This is a genomic window from Snodgrassella sp. ESL0323 (genome assembly GCF_013346865.1).
GTDB classification, from domain to species: Bacteria; Pseudomonadota; Gammaproteobacteria; order Burkholderiales; family Neisseriaceae; genus Snodgrassella; species Snodgrassella alvi.
The window spans coordinates 195,110-212,624 of sequence record NZ_JAAEDT010000012.1 but is presented as its reverse complement, the minus strand read 5'-3'; the positions used below and the strand labels follow the sequence as shown (position 1 = coordinate 212,624).

At 42.9% G+C, this 17,515-nt stretch carries 16 protein-coding genes; 15 read left to right on the top strand and 1 reads right to left on the bottom strand.

Annotated features, from left to right (window positions below):
• Positions 1–380: 380 nt before the first annotated feature.
• From GY065_RS04090 to GY065_RS04050, 9 genes are all read left to right on the top strand, one after another.
• On the top strand, positions 381–620 hold the full coding sequence (locus tag GY065_RS04090; protein WP_174833160.1) for an NGO_0222 family membrane protein: 240 nt from the start codon (positions 381–383) through the stop codon (positions 618–620).
• The gene (gene rdgB / locus GY065_RS04085; RefSeq protein ID WP_174833159.1) at positions 613–1,224 is read left to right on the top strand and encodes an RdgB/HAM1 family non-canonical purine NTP pyrophosphatase; all 612 of its coding nucleotides are present in this window, start codon (positions 613–615) and stop codon (positions 1,222–1,224) included. The genes GY065_RS04090 and rdgB overlap by 8 nt, the downstream gene beginning before the upstream one ends.
• Positions 1,217–2,416 carry a radical SAM family heme chaperone HemW gene (gene hemW / locus GY065_RS04080; protein ID WP_174833158.1) on the top strand — a complete coding sequence of 400 codons (1,200 nt, stop codon included), beginning with the start codon at positions 1,217–1,219 and terminating at the stop codon, positions 2,414–2,416. The genes rdgB and hemW overlap by 8 nt, the downstream gene beginning before the upstream one ends.
• A gap of 30 nt (positions 2,417–2,446) precedes the next feature.
• Positions 2,447–2,833, top strand: a complete 387-nt coding sequence (locus GY065_RS04075) for a RidA family protein (RefSeq protein ID WP_100125324.1) — start codon at positions 2,447–2,449, stop codon at positions 2,831–2,833.
• A gap of 60 nt (positions 2,834–2,893) precedes the next feature.
• Positions 2,894–3,712, top strand: a complete 819-nt coding sequence (locus tag GY065_RS04070) for a symmetrical bis(5'-nucleosyl)-tetraphosphatase (RefSeq protein WP_174833157.1) — start codon at positions 2,894–2,896, stop codon at positions 3,710–3,712.
• Positions 3,713–3,967: 255 nt separating this feature from the next.
• Positions 3,968–4,537, top strand: a complete 570-nt coding sequence (locus tag GY065_RS04065; RefSeq protein WP_174833156.1) for a hypothetical protein — start codon at positions 3,968–3,970, stop codon at positions 4,535–4,537.
• A 232-nt stretch (positions 4,538–4,769) separates the two neighbouring features.
• Positions 4,770–5,303, top strand: coding sequence for an ATP-dependent protease subunit HslV (gene hslV / locus GY065_RS04060; protein ID WP_025330443.1), 534 nt, complete (start codon positions 4,770–4,772; stop codon positions 5,301–5,303).
• Positions 5,304–5,360: 57 nt separating this feature from the next.
• Entirely contained in the window at positions 5,361–6,698 is a 1,338-nt protein-coding gene (hslU, locus tag GY065_RS04055) for an ATP-dependent protease ATPase subunit HslU (protein WP_174833155.1), read from the top strand.
• A gap of 87 nt (positions 6,699–6,785) precedes the next feature.
• Positions 6,786–7,373, top strand: a complete 588-nt coding sequence (locus tag GY065_RS04050) for a biotin transporter BioY (RefSeq protein ID WP_174833154.1) — start codon at positions 6,786–6,788, stop codon at positions 7,371–7,373.
• A 105-nt stretch (positions 7,374–7,478) separates the two neighbouring features.
• On the opposite strand, the gene GY065_RS04045 is transcribed toward GY065_RS04050, so the two are convergent.
• On the bottom strand, positions 7,479–7,817 hold the full coding sequence (locus GY065_RS04045; RefSeq protein ID WP_078475291.1) for a P-II family nitrogen regulator: 339 nt from the start codon (positions 7,815–7,817) through the stop codon (positions 7,479–7,481).
• Between the two features lie 166 nt (positions 7,818–7,983).
• Between GY065_RS04045 and purL the strand changes: the two genes are divergently transcribed.
• The 6 genes from purL to pdxJ all read left to right on the top strand — a co-directional run bounded on the left by purL (position 7,984) and on the right by pdxJ (position 17,509).
• The gene (purL, locus tag GY065_RS04040) at positions 7,984–11,919 is read left to right on the top strand and encodes a phosphoribosylformylglycinamidine synthase (protein ID WP_174833153.1); all 3,936 of its coding nucleotides are present in this window, start codon (positions 7,984–7,986) and stop codon (positions 11,917–11,919) included.
• Positions 11,920–11,938: 19 nt separating this feature from the next.
• The gene (gene luxS, locus GY065_RS04035; protein WP_174833152.1) at positions 11,939–12,445 is read left to right on the top strand and encodes an S-ribosylhomocysteine lyase; all 507 of its coding nucleotides are present in this window, start codon (positions 11,939–11,941) and stop codon (positions 12,443–12,445) included.
• Positions 12,446–12,831: 386 nt separating this feature from the next.
• Positions 12,832–15,111, top strand: a complete 2,280-nt coding sequence (gene nrdA, locus GY065_RS04030) for a class 1a ribonucleoside-diphosphate reductase subunit alpha (RefSeq protein WP_174833151.1) — start codon at positions 12,832–12,834, stop codon at positions 15,109–15,111.
• Positions 15,112–15,197: 86 nt separating this feature from the next.
• Positions 15,198–16,331, top strand: coding sequence for a class Ia ribonucleoside-diphosphate reductase subunit beta (gene nrdB, locus GY065_RS04025; protein ID WP_025330436.1), 1,134 nt, complete (start codon positions 15,198–15,200; stop codon positions 16,329–16,331).
• A gap of 55 nt (positions 16,332–16,386) precedes the next feature.
• A complete protein-coding gene (gene yfaE, locus GY065_RS04020) occupies positions 16,387–16,698 on the top strand; it encodes a class I ribonucleotide reductase maintenance protein YfaE (protein ID WP_025330435.1) in 312 nt (103 codons plus the stop codon).
• A 79-nt stretch (positions 16,699–16,777) separates the two neighbouring features.
• A complete protein-coding gene (pdxJ, locus tag GY065_RS04015; protein ID WP_100125318.1) occupies positions 16,778–17,509 on the top strand; it encodes a pyridoxine 5'-phosphate synthase in 732 nt (243 codons plus the stop codon).
• Positions 17,510–17,515: the final 6 nt, after the last annotated feature.

The window sequence follows — 17,515 nt, the reverse complement described above, 5'->3', positions numbered from 1 at the left end:
TTAGTTATTCTGATAGTTTTAATTGCAAAAATGTTATTGATTATTTACAAGATCAAATGCAAGAAACGTGCAACTGAATCCTAATAAGATTACATTGTTCTTAAGCACTACCTACACATTCAATGATATTACCTATTCTAAATATATTTTGCTTTATGACTTCATTTAAAAATACTATTTTCCGTAATTCAATGGGGAATTTGCTAAAATTAGAAGATGAGAATTGTGTATTATTGATTATTTTTAAATGTAGTGAATCTTTTATTGCTAAGACCGATTTATTTTATTTAAATTATAGATAATAATTTAGATATACTCTTACTAATTTAATTAATCAACCTTTCTCTATTCAATTGGTTAATTTTTAAAATATCCCACGAATGACGAAACTCAAACTTTTATTACTCATTCTGGCTTCATGTACATTTATGTTTATTGGCTGGGTTGTGCTGGGCTGTTATTATTGGGTACATCAACAGCACACTATTGCGATAATCTGCTGTTTACTCGCTTTCATTAGTGTACTGGGGCAATTTGCTGCGCTGGCGTTTACTTTGCGTGAACGTGCATACCGGCAAATTAATCAAGTGTTATCCTCAAATGATGCAAACCATGAATAAAATTGTTCTTGCCAGTAATAATCAGGGCAAGCTGGCTGAATTCAGCCGCCTGTTTAAATCTTTAAATATCGAAGTTGTTCCGCAGTCTGAATTTAATATTTCTGAGTGCCCGGAACCTTATGTTACCTTTGTTGAAAATGCACTCGCTAAAGCACGTCATGCCAGCCGTTATAGTGGCTTACCGGCATTAGCCGATGATTCTGGTATTTGTGCCAATGCACTGCATGGCAAACCTGGTGTCCATTCAGCACGTTATGCAGGTGCAGAACCGAAATCAGATACTGCCAATAACACCAAGCTGGATGATGAATTACGCAATTGCGGTGACAAAAGTGTGTTTTATGTATGTGTACTGGTTCTGGTGCGTCATCCTGATGATCCGCAGCCATTAATTGCTGAAGCCAATTGGCCGGGGTTGTGGCAATCCTCTGCTGCAGGAAGCAATGGTTTTGGATACGATCCGCATTTTTATGTTCCAGACCATAAACTGACTGCAGCACAAATGAGTCAGGAAGAAAAAAACCGGATAAGTCATCGTGCTCAGGCATTAAATATTTTAATGGATAAACTGCGTCAGCAGTATGGCCTGAATACTCATGTCTGAGTTTCCCGTTTCTCTGCAAATACCGCATTCTATTACGCCAGTTTTGACCAGTTTACCGCCACTATCTCTGTATATTCATATTCCATGGTGTGTTCGAAAATGTCCGTATTGCGACTTCAATTCGCATCAGCTTAAGCAGGAACTGGATGAGCAGAAGTATATTGATGCCTTATTAACTGATCTGGAAACTGAACTGCCTTATTTCTGGGGTAGGTCTGTTCACACAATTTTTATCGGCGGAGGGACACCTAGTCTGTTTTCCGCATCTGCATTTGAAAAGCTCTTAAGCGGCATTCGTGCACGGGTTAATCTGATACCCACAGCAGAAATTACCCTTGAAGCCAATCCGGGCACATTTGAACGCGATCGTTTTGCAGACTATGCAGCAGCTGGTATAAACCGACTTTCCATCGGAGTACAAAGTTTTGCCAATGACAAACTGGCTGCACTGGGAAGAATTCATAACCGCAAAGAAGCGCTAAATGCCATTGAATCAGGCTTAATCCTGTTTCCTAAACTCAATATTGATTTGATGTATGCCTTACCAGGACAAACTGTCGAACAGGCAAAGGAAGATATTAATACAGCAATTGCAACTGGCGTAAGGCACATTAGCGCTTATCAGCTTACACTAGAGCCCAATACACCTTTTGCCCATTCACCTCCTCCGAAGCTACCAGATGATGACCATATTGCTGATATAGAAGAAGCTGTACATACATCACTGTCACAGGCAGGTTTTCATCATTATGAAACGTCTGCCTTCGCCCACCCTCAGCAACAATGTCGGCATAATCTGAACTACTGGCAATTTGGCGATTATATCGGTATCGGAGCTGGCGCTCATGGTAAGATATCCAGTGCTCAGGCAATTGAGCGCACTACTCGGTGCAGGCATCCGAAAGATTATCTGCAAGCGATGCAGCAGCAACCTCAGTGTGCTATTGTCCGCCGGCAAATTTCTGCACAGGATTTACCTTTTGAATTTATGCTGAATGCTCTGAGATTAACTGATGGAGTTCCTACTACATGGTTTAGAGAGCGTACCGGCTTGCCTGTTACCTCTATTCAATGTGCGATTACTCAGGCTGTAGAGCGAGGTTTAATGGACGCAGATCCGTTAAACTTACGTCCGACTGCACTCGGACGTACTTTTCTGAACGATTTACTGGCTTTATTTTTGAAAGACTGATAACCCCTTTTCATACCAAGGAGTAAAAACATGGGAAAAAATATTATTCATACTGAGAAAGCACCGGCCGCTATCGGTGCTTATTCACAAGCAGTGCGTGCTGGCAATACAGTATATCTTTCCGGTCAGATTCCGTTAGTAGCTGAAACAATGCAAATCGTTGATGGCGGTTTTGCTGAACAGACACATCAGGTGTTTAAAAATCTTCGGGCGGTTGCAGAAGCTGCCGGAGGCAGTCTGAATGACTTGGTAAAAGTAAATGCCTATCTGACTGATTTGAGTAATTTTGCTACGTTTAATGAGATTATGGCGCAATACTTTACAACTCCTTATCCAGCTCGTGCTGCTGTTGAAGTTTCTGCTTTACCTAAAGGTGCTCTGGTTGAAGCTGAAGCCATTCTGGTACTAGACAAGTAAAAAGACTAATCGGCACAAACCAGTTTGATTAGCTTTATCCCGATTTCTCAGGAGATAAATATGGCACAGTATGTGATTGGTGATTTACAGGGATGTCTGACAGAGTTTAAAAAACTGCTGGATAAACTGAATTTTAATCCCGGTACTGATACCTTATGGCTTACCGGAGATCTGGTAAACCGGGGTCCACAATCACTGGCCACATTGCGTCTGGTAAAACAGCATGATGGCTGTATGCAGACTATTCTGGGAAATCATGACTTACATTTACTTGCACTGCATTATGGTTATGGCAAACTCAAACGTGCAGATACAATTAGTGACATTCTGAATGCGCCCGACAGAAAACAATTAATTGACTGGTTACTCCGACAGCCTTTATATCGCCAGCAGGACAATTATGTCATGGTACATGCAGGGATCTGGCCGGAATGGACATGCGATCAGGCACAGCTACTGGCTCAGGAAGTGGAAACCGTATTGCAAAATACTCCGGAACAATTTTTTTCCCAAATGTATGGCAATAAACCTGTTCGCTGGAACAATAATCTCAGTGGCGATGAGAGATTGCGTTTTATCACTAATAGCTTTACCCGGATGCGTGCACTGACTGATGATGGAGCAATGGATTTTGATTATAAAGGGATGCTCACTAATTTACCGGCTCATTATTTACCCTGGTTTAAAGCACCAAACCGGCAAAATACTGATAAAACTATTCTATTCGGTCACTGGTCAGCATTAGGTTTATATCAGGCTGATAATGTTGTGTGTGTGGATACCGGTGCTCTTTGGGGTGGCAGCCTGACTGCTTTCAATTTTAATAACAGGAGCGTGGTACAGATACCAAGTGAAATAAAGTTAAATATTGAAAATTAATTATAGTCAATTTAATGGCCATAATCTTTAAATATTGGGCTCAGAAAATAAATATCCCTCTTAAAACATTGTGTTGTACAGCGTTTTTAATTTCGTTATTATTAACATAATAACAATAACATTTAATTAGTTTTTTTAATCCCACCCTACATTAGCTAAAAAAAGACTAAGATAGATCTATTGCATCTTTACCTAAGCCAAGTATGATGGTTTATGTTATTTAAAATTTTATTCACAAACATTTAAGGAGTTATCATGAAAAAAGTTTTTGTTCCTGCTGTATTGTTAATGCTTGTTTTAACTGGCTGCGCTTCTAAAAATCATCATAATGCACCTGCTGTACAAACGCCTGCACCTGCAGGTACTGCAGTATCTGCAGTACCTGACAGAAACACTACAAATATCGACGGTAGTAAAGAAGTATTTTATCTCTGTGGTACCGGTGCAGCTAAAACCCGTTTGAGTGCAATGTATGGATTGCAAGGCCAGAACGTCGTGGCTGCTCAGGTAAAATATCAGGACCAGCTTTCTCCAGTAATGATGCGTGATCCACGTGATGTTAATTACAATACTTTCGTTTCTCCTGAAGGCATTACCTGGAGAACAGCTATTGCTACCAGTGATACTGTTGATAAAGTAAGTGCTCTTGGTTTGTTACAGCCAGTTAAACGTGTTGTTAACGGTGTGGAAAAAATTGATCCGCAAATCGTTACCCAAAACTGCGTAGTAGATAATACAGTAGCAGTAGCAGCTCCGGCTAACACCAAAACTGTTAAAACTACCAAAACTGTAACCACCAAAAAAGTATATAAAAATAAAAAATAATTGATTGTGTTTGGCAAAACGGCAACCGAAAGGTTGCCGTTTTTGTATATGTGTAAAAATAGTAACTTCCATGCCCAATTTACATCCTTAACCAGCTAAAATTGAAGTTAAGTTATTAATAAATCAAAATAAATAATAGTTTAACTTGAAAGCGGTATTAACTGCCCTTATTTAAATGCAGTTATTTTCTCCGGCAGCTATCCGGCTGCTGGTCAGCAAAGGATCACGAGACATGCAACAATTCGACGGTACAACCATTATTTCCGTTCGCCGCGGTGAAAACGTCGCCATCGGTGGTGATGGTCAAGTGACACTGGGTAATACCATTATTAAAGGGACTGCACGCAAAGTGCGCAAACTGTATAACAATCAGGTGCTGGCCGGGTTTGCCGGTGGTACCGCCGATGCATTTACCCTGATAGAACTATTTGAAAGTAAATTGCAAAAACATCAGGGTAAACTGATGCTGGCTGCAATTGAGCTGGCTAAAGAATGGCGTACCGATCGCGCATTACGCCGTCTGGAAGCAATGTTAATTGTGGCAGATAAAAAAAACACACTGGTAATTACCGGAAATGGTGATGTGCTCGAACCGGAACAAAGCATTGCAGCTATTGGTTCCGGTGGTGCTTTTGCCCAGTCGGCAGCACGTGCATTAATGGAAAATACCGAGCTTGAACCGGCTGAGGTAGTTAAAAAGTCCCTCGAGATTGCCGGTGACATCTGCATTTACACAAATCAGAGCCACACTATTGAAACCTTGTAATTTTATTGGCCGTTTAATTTGTATTTTAAAACGGTCATATCTCAAGATTGGAACAAGATGAGTACATCTGTAATGACCCCGAGCGAAATCGTTCATGAATTAGATAATCATATTATCGGGCAAACCCAGGCTAAACGTGCAGTAGCAGTAGCGCTGAGAAACCGGTATCGCCGCAGTCGCGTTGCCGAACCCTTACAAAGCGAAATCGTTCCGAAAAATATTCTGATGATCGGGCCTACTGGTGTAGGTAAAACTGAAATAGCCCGCAGACTTGCCCGTCTGGCCAACGCACCTTTTATTAAGGTAGAAGCTACCAAATTTACTGAAGTAGGCTATGTAGGCCGTGATGTTGACAGTATTATTCGCGATTTGATTGAAATTGCGCTGAAAAATATTCGTAACCAGACAATCGCTAAAAACCGCGACCGTGCTCAGGATGCCGCAGAAAACCGTATTCTGGATGCTCTGCTGCCTCCGCCACGCAGTGTCGGTTTTGCTGGTGAGCCACAGGAAGCTCAACCGGAAAATCATACCCGGCAGAAATTCCGTCAGATGCTGCGTAAAGGCGAGCTTGACGATAAGGAAATCGAGATTGAGGTTGCCGCTAGTCCTTCTCCGACCATGTCTGTTATGGGTCCTCCGGGAATGGAAGACTTCACTAATCAGTTGCAAGATATGTTCAGCAGCATGGGACATGGTAAAACCAAAGCTCAGAAAATGAAAGTAAACGCTGCCATGAAATTACTGCTGGATGAAGAAGCAGCTAAACTGGTAAGCGAAGAAGAATTACGTGAACAGGCAATTAAGTCAGTTGAACAAAATGGCATCGTATTTTTGGATGAAATCGATAAAATTGCTACTGACAGCAGTCGCCATGGCGGAGATGTTTCACGTCAGGGTGTGCAGCGTGATTTACTGCCTCTGGTTGAAGGGACAACTGTACAAACTAAGTATGGCATGATTAAAACTGATCATGTTTTATTTATTGCATCTGGCGCATTTCATCTTAATCGACCCAGTGATCTAATCCCTGAATTACAGGGGCGCTTTCCGATTCGTGTTGAGCTGGATAATCTGAGTGTAGAAGACTTTAAAGCCATTCTGACAACGACCCACGCTAATTTGACTGAACAGTACTCTGCTTTACTGGCTACTGATGATGTCAATCTGCAATTTACTGATGACGGCATTGCCCGTATTGCTGAAATCGCTTTTCAGGTTAATGAAAAAACCGAAAATATTGGAGCACGCCGATTGCATACGGTTATGGAAAAATTACTTGAAGAAGTTTCCTTTGATGCGCCTGCCGGCGATATAACCATCGATGCAGCTTACGTTGATGCGCGTTTACAGGATATAGCTGAACGTGAGGATCTGGCTCGTTACGTATTGTAATTTTATATTCAAGCGGCTTCGGCCGCTTTTTTATTAATTGCGAACCTCTTTTTTTCTCCCTGATATTCAACTAAATATAACCAATCCATGACCTCAATTTTATCGCGAACCTATCAGCCTTATCTTTTACAGCACTATAGGTTAACCCAGTGGTCGCACCAATTACTTGCTACTACATTAGCTGCATTATTAATGGCTATATCAGCCAATATAAGCATTCCTCTGCACCCCGTCCCTTTATCGCTGCAATCGCTGGCAGTTTTACTGCTCGGTGCATTTTTAGGGCGGAAGCTTGCTGTATTAGCCATACTTGAATATTTACTGCTCGGCGCCTGCGGTCTGCCCTTTTTTGCGGGTGGGCATGGCGGAATAAATGTATTGGTATCAGCCTCTGCAGGTTATCTGTACGGTTTCATATTTAGTGCGTATATCGCCGGCTGGGCTGCTGAAAGAGGCTATGACCGACATTTTTTCAGCGGATTATGCGCCTTTGCACTTGCTCATCAGGTTATATTTGTCTTTGGTGTTTTTTATCTGGCTTTTTATTTGCATACCAGTATTTATCATGCATTGCAATTAGGCTATCTGCCATTTGCCGGTTTTGATTTACTTAAATTTTTTATTGCTGCGACTATTATGTTCACTCTGTGGCAATTTGGTAAAAAGCCAAGCTAATATCTTAAAGATAAGAAAACCGTACTAAAATATTGTACTAACATACTTGAGTTATGTTATTACTGCTATTCTCAGACGGTTTTCTATTTATTCTGACTATTTTTTTTAAATTGCCGTATCGTCCCGCTCTCCAGTTCGAATACGAATAGCGCTTTCTACCGGCAATACAAAAATTTTACCATCTCCGATTTTGCCGGAATGAGCAGCGGCAATAATTACCTCAATCGCCTGTTCTACTCTGTCATCCGGTAATACCAGCTCAATTTTTACCTTGGGTAGAAAATCTACTGCATATTCAGCGCCGCGATAAATTTCTGTATGTCCTTTCTGCCGACCAAAACCTTTTACCTCAGACACAGTCATTCCGCTGAAACCTACATCAGACAAAGCTTCACGTACATCATCCAGCTTAAACGGTTTAACAATTGCTTCAATTTTTTTCATGCCGCCATGTTCCTTTTTACTGTATCCACAGTGCTAAAAACTACCATATCCTTATCTGAAACTCAAACTACCATGATTTAATAACATAAATTTAAGCAAAGCACTTATTTTTCGCGTAAAATTGCGTTTCAGCCAAAACCCACTACTAAAGTGAGCTACTCTCATCATGTCAGTTGTTCTGTCACTGTGCGGCGAGGCCGCACTATCCCCGTTTCGTATCGAAAAATTGTTACAGCAGGCAGCCAGATTACAACTGGATTGTAATATTCAGATAAACAGCGAATATCGCTATTTTGTGGCTTCAGCCACCGAACTTGATTCTGGTCAACAGCAAAAACTGCTTCAACTTTTACGTGCTACCCATCAGAACAGCAATACTCTGACAGGCACGCAATTATTGGTTACACCCCGTCTGGGCACTATTTCACCGTGGGCATCCAAAGCAACCGATATTGCACACAATTGCGGACTAAACGTAATTGAGCGCATTGAGCGCGGCATCCTGTATTCATTTTCGCGCGAGCTTAGTCAGCAGGAACAGGATAGCTGGCAAACCATACTACACGACCGCATGACAGAAAGTGTACTAACTGCTGTAGCGGACGCTGCACAACTGTTTCACACAACTGCGGCAAAAAGTTTTACCAGTATTGACATACTGGCAAATGGCAAAACAGCTCTGCAAGCAGCTAACCAGCAAATGGGGCTGGCATTATCCGCAGATGAAATAGATTATCTGGTTGAAAATTATCAGCAACTGCAACGTAATCCTACCGATGTAGAACTGATGATGTTTGCTCAGGCAAACTCAGAACATTGTCGACACAAAATATTTAATGCCAAATTTATTGTTGATGATGAAGCCAAACCTGAATCCCTATTTGGCATGATTCGGGCTACGCATCAGGCGTATCCTGAAGGTACACTGGTCGCTTACAAAGACAATTCATCAATCATTGCCGGTGCCAGTATAGAACGCTTTTACCCACAGGCAAATCAACAGCAGAAATATCAATTCAGCACTGAAGAAACACATATTCTGATGAAGGTGGAAACCCATAACCACCCTACCGCTATCGCACCTTTTGCCGGCGCTGCAACCGGCTCTGGTGGGGAAATCCGTGATGAAGGCGCTACAGGAAAAGGCGCACGTCCTAAAGCGGGTTTAAGTGGTTTCAGTGTTTCTAATCTTTGTATTCCCGAATTTACTCAGCCATGGGAACAATATACAACTACACGTAATCAGTACGGTAAGCCAGCACATATCAGCAGTGCGCTGGATATCATGCTGGATGGCCCGATCGGTAGCGCGGCCTTTAATAATGAATTTGGTCGTCCTAATTTGCTCGGCTATTTCCGTACCTTTGAAGAATTATTCAGTGGTACTATGCGCGGCTTTCATAAACCTATTATGATTGCAGGCGGACTAGGTAATATACAGGCTCAGCAGGTTTTCAAAGACAATATTCCTGCAGGTGCATTACTTATTCAGCTGGGCGGACCGGGCTTACTGATCGGGCTGGGCGGCGGAGCAGCCTCCAGTATGAGTACCGGAGCAAATCATGCTGATCTGGATTTCGACTCAGTGCAGCGTGGTAATCCTGAAATTGAGCGGCGCGCACAGGAAGTTATTGACCGCTGCTGGCAACTTGGCTCAGAAAATCCGATTATATCCATCCATGATGTTGGTGCAGGTGGTTTATCTAACGCTTTTCCGGAGCTGGTCAACGATGCCGGCCGCGGGGCAATCTTTCAGTTACGCCGCATACCACTTGAAGAACACGGCCTTAATCCGTTGCAGATTTGGTGTAATGAAGCTCAGGAACGCTATGTTTTGGCAGTACAGCCTGAAAATCTGGAAATATTTCAGTCCATATGCCAGCGTGAACGTTGTCCGTTTGCTGTTGTCGGCACAGCTACTGATGATGGCCAGCTACAATTACGTGATGAATTATTCAATAACAACCCGGTAGATATTCCTCTGGACGTGTTACTGGGCAAACCACCTAAAGTGACCCGTACAGATTCTGCCGTTATTGAAGAGATTCCTCCTTTTGACGGAAGTAAACTGGATATTCGTGAAAGTCTGTACAGAGTATTAGGTCTGCCTGCTGTAGCCAGCAAACAATTTCTGATTACTATTGGCGACCGCAGTGTTGGCGGCCTCACGCATCGCGATCAGATGATTGGAAGATATCAGACACCGGTTGCAGACGTTGCCGTAACCAAAATGGGCTTTAATACCTTACGTGGCGAAGCCATGAGTATGGGTGAAAAATCACCTGTAGCCTTATTTTCCGGTGCAGCCTCAGGGCGTATGGCAGTTGGTGAAGCATTAACCAATATTGCTGCCACAGACATCGGAGAAATGGGCAAAATTAAACTTTCTGCCAACTGGATGGCTGCCTGTGGTTTTGCCGGAGAAGATGCCCGTCTGTATGAGACTGTCAAAGCCGTATCCGAACTGTGCCAGAAACTGCAAATCAGTATACCTGTAGGCAAAGATTCATTATCAATGCAAACACGCTGGCATGATGCCGGTGAAGAAAAAAGGGTAGTTTCGCCTTTATCCGCTGTCATCACAGCCTTTGCACCGGTTCAGAATGTGCTCAACACAGTGACACCAGAGTTACAGAATATTGCAGATACTACCCTGCTGGCCATTGACCTCGGTCAAGGATACAGCCGAATGGGTGGAAGTGCTTTGCAGCAGGTATGGAAAAATCTCTGCGGTTTAGCTCCGGATATCAGCAATCCCGAAATCATTTCTAAATTTTTCACACTTATTCAGTCATTGATTCAGGAACATAAAATTCTGGCCTATCATGACCGCAGTGATGGCGGATTGGTAGTAACACTGGCTGAAATGATGTTTGCTGCCCATATCGGGGTGACTATTGATATTGCATCTCTCATCCGGCAAACCAATAAGCACAGCCAGAATCAGAAGCTGCAAGATGCCGCTGTACGCAGTCTGTTTACAGAAGAGCTTGGTGCGGTTATTCAGATACACAATGATGACCTTGCCAGCATTCAGAATGCTTTTGCCTCTGCCGGCATGGCTGAAACTTTACATGTGCTTGGTCACATCAATACAACTGACCGGTTAATGGTTCAGCATGGTAATACTGTTTTACTCAATGAAAACCGGGTTGAATTGCAAAAGAGGTGGAGTGAAACCAGTTATCAAATGCAACGCTTACGCGATAATCCTTGCTGTGCAGACAGTGAATTTGCCTTACTGGAGCAGGAACAGATGTCAGAATTATTTGCCAGCCTGAGCTTTAATCCGGAAGAAGATATTGCTTTACCTTATATTCATCGACATCAGCAGCCTAAAGTTGCCATTCTTCGTGAACAAGGCGTTAACGGACAATTAGAAATGGCGGCTGCATTTACCCGCGCTAATTTCGAAACTTACGATGTTCATATGAGTGATTTACTAAGCGGACGGGTTAAATTAAGTGATTTTCAACTGCTGGCTGCCTGTGGCGGATTCAGCTATGGTGATGTACTAGGCGCCGGAGAAGGATGGGCAAAAAGTATCCTATTTAATGAACAACTGCGACAACAGTTTGCAGAATTCTTTGACAGACAGGATACACTGACACTAGGCGTGTGTAACGGCTGTCAGATGCTCAGCAATCTGGCTGAAATCATCCCGGGTGCAGATAACTGGCCACGCTTTCGGCGCAATATTTCCGAACAGTTTGAAGCTCGCCTGAGTATGGTCACTATTCCGGCTTCCTCATCATTAATTCTGGCTGATATGGTCGGAAGTAGTTTACCGGTAGTAGTGAGTCATGGTGAAGGACGAGCAGATTTTGCTCATCTGACCAATGACGCCATACCGGCAGATCTTTCTGTTGCACTCCAGTATATTGATGGTCAGAATCAGGTAACGGATATATATCCGCTCAATCCGAATGGCTCTCCGGCCGGTATTGCCGGTGTCAGCAGTACGGACGGCCGCGTCACCATTATGATGCCGCATCCTGAACGGGTATTCCAGACAGCGCAAATGAGCTGGGCTCCGCGTGACTGGCCGGAAATGTCCGGCTGGTACCGTCTGTTTGCCAATGCACGAAAAATTTTAAACTGATAATTGCGAGGGAATCATCATGCCATTACTCGACAGTTTTACTGTAGACCATACCCGTATGCATGCTCCGGCGGTACGTGTGGCTAAGAATATGACCACACCCAAAGGAGATGACATTACTGTATTTGATTTACGCTTCTGCAAACCGAATCAGACTATACTGCCTGAAAAAGGCATGCATACTCTTGAGCATTTGTTTGCCGGATTCATGCGCGACCATCTTAACAGTGATCAAGTAGAAATTATTGATATCTCACCAATGGGCTGCCGCACCGGTTTTTATATGAGTCTGATCGGAACACCTGATGAAGCAACTGTGGCCAAAGCCTGGGCGGAATCTATGCAGGATGTGCTTGCGGTAACTGATCAGAGCCGCATACCTGAACTTAACCGCTATCAGTGTGGCAGCTATACCATGCATTCACTCGAAGAAGCCAAGTCCATTGCCCGAACAGTTCTTGAAAGTCAGATTAGTATCAATTACAACAATGACTTAAAACTAGATGAGTCACTATTGCAACACTAGATACTAATCGTTGTCATTGCTGCCTGAAATTAAACGAAGCTGTGCTGAGCTTATATTTTAGGCAGTTTTTCTTTTTTCCTGTAAATGTAGATATATACAGCATAAACTTATCCCCTGATATAAAAAAACTAATAAAACAAAAAAATTAATAATTTTTTTTACAATTTTATTCAAATTGAGACAAATCAAAGCAAACTGCTTGTCAATCAACAAAAATCATTACTTCACTTAACCCAACCATTATGAAGAAGCGGATATAGTCAGTTTTGACAAGTCTTTTTTTTAAAGCAAAAAACCAGTATATTGTGTTTGAAATAACAGTTGACCACTACATTTTGTGTTGGCACTGTTTTTTTCTGCGTCAATTGTGCTAGAAAGAATAACTCATGAATGCGGTTGCCAACCTTAAAGTAACCAAACGTAATGGTAGTTTGGAAGACATCAATCTGGATAAAATTCATCAGGTCGTTACATGGGCTGCAGAAGGCCTGGATAATGTATCCGTATCTCAGGTCGAAATGCGCTCACACATTCAATTTTATAATGGTATTCGTACTGACGATATTCACGAAACCATTATTAAAGCAGCAGCCGACTTGATTTCCACAGAAACACCGGATTATCAGTATCTGGCAGCCCGCTTAGCTATCTTTCATCTGCGTAAAATTGCTTTCGGCCAGTTTGAGCCACCTCACCTGTATGATCATGTGAGTAAGCTGACAGAATCAGGTAAGTACGATAAACATATTTTAGAAGATTATTCTCGCGCTGAATTTGATGAACTGAATGACTGCATAGAACATAACCGTGATTTAACTTTCTCATATGCTGCAGTTAAACAGCTGGAAGGCAAATATCTGGTTCAGAACCGTGTTACCAAACAAATTTTTGAAAGTCCGCAGTTTTTATACATGCTGGTAGCAATGTGCCTGTTCGCCCGTTACCCTCAGGCTACAAGACTGACTTATGTAAAAAAATTCTATCATGCCATCAGTACTTTTAAAATTTCCCTGCCAACACCAATTATGTCAGGTGTTCGCACCCCAACCCGTCAGTTTTCTTCATGCGTACTGATTGAATGTGATGATAGTCTTGATAGCATCAATGCAACTACCAGTGCAATTGTGAAGTATGTATCTCAGCGCGCAGGCATTGGCATTAATGCTGGCCGGATCCGTGCACTGGGCAGCGAAATCCGTGGCGGAGAGGCACAGCATACAGGCTGTATTCCATTTTATAAGATGTTTCAGGCAGCTGTGAAATCCTGCTCACAAGGCGGTGTCCGCGGTGGTGCTGCTACCCTGTTCTATCCTTTGTGGCATCTGGAAGTAGAAAATCTGCTGGTATTGAAAAACAACCGTGGAGTTGAAGAAAACCGTGTACGGCATCTTGACTACGGTGTACAAATTAATCGCCTGCTGTATACCCGCCTGATTAAGGGTGAAAATATAAGTCTGTTTTCACCTTCAGATGTCCCAGGATTATATGATGCATTTTTTGCTGATCAGGACGAATTCGAACGTCTTTATGTTTTATACGAAAAAGACAACAGCATCAACCACCGCAGTATTCCGGCCGTGGATTTATTTTCATTATTAATGCAGGAACGTGCCGGTACCGGACGTATTTACATTCAGAATGTCGACCATTGTAATACCCACAGCCCGTTTGACCCGAAGCTGGCTCCGGTTCGTCAGTCAAATCTGTGTCTGGAAATTGCTTTACCTACCCGTCCGTTAAATGACATTAAAGACCCTGAGGGGGAAATAGCTCTCTGTACCCTTTCAGCATTTAATCTGGGTGCACTGGAAAATCTGGAAGAACTCGAAGAATTGGCCGAGCTGGCTACCCGTGCTCTGGATGCTTTGCTGGATTATCAGAACTACCCTATCAAAGCAGCTGAATTGGCTACCATGAACCGGCGGACATTAGGTATCGGTGTCATTAACTTTGCATACTATCTGGCTAAAAATGGCGTTAAATACAGTGATGGTTCTGCCATAAACCTTACGCACCGGACTTTTGAAGCCATTCAATATTATCTGCTGAAAGCTTCTGTCAAACTGGCACAGGAACTGGGAGCATGCCCTAAATTCAGCGATACTACTTATGCTCGGGGTTTATTACCGATTGATACATACAAAAAAGACCTGGATAAAATCTGTCAGGAACCTCTGCATCTGGACTGGGAGTCATTGCGTACCGATATAGTTAAACACGGCCTGCGTAATTCCACACTAACGGCACTTATGCCATCAGAAACATCCAGCCAGATTGCCAATGCTACAAACGGTATTGAACCACCACGCGGGCTGGTATCTGTCAAGGCGTCCAAAGACGGTATTCTTAAACAGGTAGTACCGGAATTCGAACGTCTGCACAACCAGTATGAATTGCTCTGGGATATGCCAAATAATGAAGGTTATCTGCATTTAGTCGGTATTATGCAGAAATTTATCGACCAGTCGATATCTGCCAATACCAATTACGATCCGCAGCGTTTTGAAGGACAAAAAGTCCCGATGAAGCAATTAATCAAAGATTTGCTGACAGCCTATAAATTTGGTCTGAAAACTTTGTATTACCAGAATACCCGTGATGGTGCCGATGATATGCAAACCAGTATTCAGGATGACGGTTGCGCCAGCGGTGCTTGCAAAATCTGATTAAACAAGGGTGCATCAGCACCCTTATCTCCTTTTTCTACATTAATTAAATAAAGAGTATCGCCATGGCCTGTGAACATCTGTCTATGAATTACAGTACATTCTGTCAAAAACCGAATAATGCCTTGACAGAACCGATGTTCTTCGGACAGCCGGTTAATGTAGCCCGTTATGACCAGCAGAAATTTGATATATTTGAAAAACTGATTGAAAAACAGCTTTCATTCTTTTGGCGCCCTGAAGAAGTCGATGTATCGCGTGATCGCATCGATTATGCCAATTTACCAGAGCATGAAAAGCATATTTTTATCAGTAATCTGAAATATCAGACCCTGCTTGATTCCATTCAGGGGCGCAGTCCTAATGTTGCCTTACTGCCTCTAGTATCTATTCCTGAGCTGGAAACATGGATTGAAACATGGTCTTTTTCTGAAACCATTCATTCACGCAGTTACACACACATTATCCGCAATATCGTGAATGATCCTTCAGTTGTATTTGATGATATTGTACAAAACAAGCACATTATTGCCCGTGCTGAAGAAATTGCCTGTTACTACGATGATTTAATCGAATATACCCAGTACTACAACTTACTGGGCGTAGGTGAACATGAAATTAACGGTAAAACCATTGTAATCAATTTACATGAACTGAAGAAAAAGCTGTATTTATGCCTGATGTGTGTCAATGTACTGGAAGCAATCCGCTTTTATGTTTCATTTGCATGCTCCTTTGCTTTTGCTGAGCGCGAACTGATGGAAGGCAATGCCAAAATCATCAAACTGATTGCCCGTGATGAAGCTTTACACCTCACTGGCACTCAGCAAATGCTTAACCTGATGCGTACCGGTGCAGATGATCCGGAAATGGCGGTGATAGCGGCTGAAACGGAAGAAGAATGTTTCCGGCTTTTCCGTCGTGCTGCCATACAGGAAAAAGACTGGGCAGAATATTTATTTAAAGACGGATCCATGATTGGTCTGAACAAAGATATTCTTGGTCAGTATGTCGAATATATCACCAACCTGCGTATGCAGGCTGTAGGCTTACCGCCGGCTTTTGAACATGCCAAACAAAATCCCATTCCGTGGATTAATGCATGGTTGTCTTCCGACAATGTTCAGGTAGCACCACAGGAAGTAGAAGTCAGCTCATATCTGGTTGGTCAGATTGATGCCGAACTTAATGAAGACGACTTAAGCGATTTTGAACTTTAAAACTTCTGTCTGAACCCAGTTTTCAACAAAACCTACCGGAGCAGCTTCAGCTAAAATGAGCTTAATCACCACCTGCGACAAAACATTCACTCTTCAGCAGGATGAAACACTGCTGGAAGGTCTGGAACGTACCGGACATGAAGTTGAATATCAGTGTCGCAGCGGTTATTGTGGTTCATGCCGGCTCAAACTGCTATCCGGACAGGTCAGTTATGCAGAACAGCCACTGGCCTTTATCGCCCCGGGAGAGATACTTCCCTGCTGCTGTCAGGTAAAAACCGATTTGCATCTGGTCTGCCATCTTCGAACCGATACACCGGAACACAATCCAGACCTTTTTGACAACGATTTATTTGCAGATAAATAAAGTTAAACCGGTTATCTTTACCGCCGGAAAAAGGTAAAGTATCGTGACATCCATTTAACTCAGCACTAGGTAAAAACTTATGTTACTTGGCGTAAACATAGATCATGTAGCAACAGTACGTAACGCTCGCGGCAGTATCTATCCTAGCCCGCTGGAAGCAGCACTGCTTGCCGAAACACATGGTGCCGATCTGATTACCATGCATTTACGTGAAGATCGCCGCCATATTCATGATGCTGATGTATTTGCCGTAAAAAATGCCATCAGCACCCGTCTTAATCTGGAAATGGCACTTACCCCGGAAATGCTTGACAACGCTCTGGCTGTTCAGCCTGCCGACGTATGTATCGTACCGGAAAAAAGACAGGAAATTACCACAGAAGGCGGACTGGATGTTCTGTCACAACAGGATAAAGTAGCAGAATATGTCCAGAAACTGACAGCTGCGGGGATACGCGTATCACTGTTTATTGATGCAGATAGCCGACAGATACAGGCCTGTCAGGAAGTCGGTGCACCAGTTATTGAGCTGCATACCGGTGCTTATGCTGATGCACCTCAAATCCATCAGCGCCGGCAGCAGCTGACACGAATCGAAGAAGCAGCTCATCAGGCCAGTGAAATGGGCATAATTGTTAATGCCGGCCATGGTCTGAATATTCACAATGTCACCCCTATTGCTAAAATTTTGGCTATAAACGAACTGAATATTGGTCATGCCCTGATTGCTCAGGCTATTTTCATCGGCTTACCACAAGCCATTGAACAAATGAAGACCACTATTTTCCGTGCACGCAGCCTTCCTTATTAACCTAAC

Bases quoted from the DNA above. Each gene is read 5' to 3' on its own strand.
- GY065_RS04070 (WP_174833157.1), top strand. From the start codon at position 2,894: ATGGCACAGTATGTGATTGGTGATTTACAGGGATGTCTGACAGAGTTT.
- GY065_RS04090 (WP_174833160.1), top strand. From the start codon at position 381: ATGACGAAACTCAAACTTTTATTACTCATTCTGGCTTCATGTACATTT.
- GY065_RS04065 (WP_174833156.1), top strand. From the start codon at position 3,968: ATGAAAAAAGTTTTTGTTCCTGCTGTATTGTTAATGCTTGTTTTAACT.
- GY065_RS04045 (WP_078475291.1), bottom strand. From the start codon at position 7,817: ATGAAAAAAATTGAAGCAATTGTTAAACCGTTTAAGCTGGATGATGTA.
- hslU (WP_174833155.1), top strand. From the start codon at position 5,361: ATGAGTACATCTGTAATGACCCCGAGCGAAATCGTTCATGAATTAGAT.
- GY065_RS04050 (WP_174833154.1), top strand. From the start codon at position 6,786: ATGACCTCAATTTTATCGCGAACCTATCAGCCTTATCTTTTACAGCAC.
- hslV (WP_025330443.1), top strand. From the start codon at position 4,770: ATGCAACAATTCGACGGTACAACCATTATTTCCGTTCGCCGCGGTGAA.
- nrdB (WP_025330436.1), top strand. From the start codon at position 15,198: ATGAATTACAGTACATTCTGTCAAAAACCGAATAATGCCTTGACAGAA.
- pdxJ (WP_100125318.1), top strand. From the start codon at position 16,778: ATGTTACTTGGCGTAAACATAGATCATGTAGCAACAGTACGTAACGCT.
- yfaE (WP_025330435.1), top strand. From the start codon at position 16,387: ATGAGCTTAATCACCACCTGCGACAAAACATTCACTCTTCAGCAGGAT.
- purL (WP_174833153.1), top strand. From the start codon at position 7,984: ATGTCAGTTGTTCTGTCACTGTGCGGCGAGGCCGCACTATCCCCGTTT.
- luxS (WP_174833152.1), top strand. From the start codon at position 11,939: ATGCCATTACTCGACAGTTTTACTGTAGACCATACCCGTATGCATGCT.
- rdgB (WP_174833159.1), top strand. From the start codon at position 613: ATGAATAAAATTGTTCTTGCCAGTAATAATCAGGGCAAGCTGGCTGAA.
- nrdA (WP_174833151.1), top strand. From the start codon at position 12,832: ATGAATGCGGTTGCCAACCTTAAAGTAACCAAACGTAATGGTAGTTTG.
- hemW (WP_174833158.1), top strand. From the start codon at position 1,217: ATGTCTGAGTTTCCCGTTTCTCTGCAAATACCGCATTCTATTACGCCA.
- GY065_RS04075 (WP_100125324.1), top strand. From the start codon at position 2,447: ATGGGAAAAAATATTATTCATACTGAGAAAGCACCGGCCGCTATCGGT.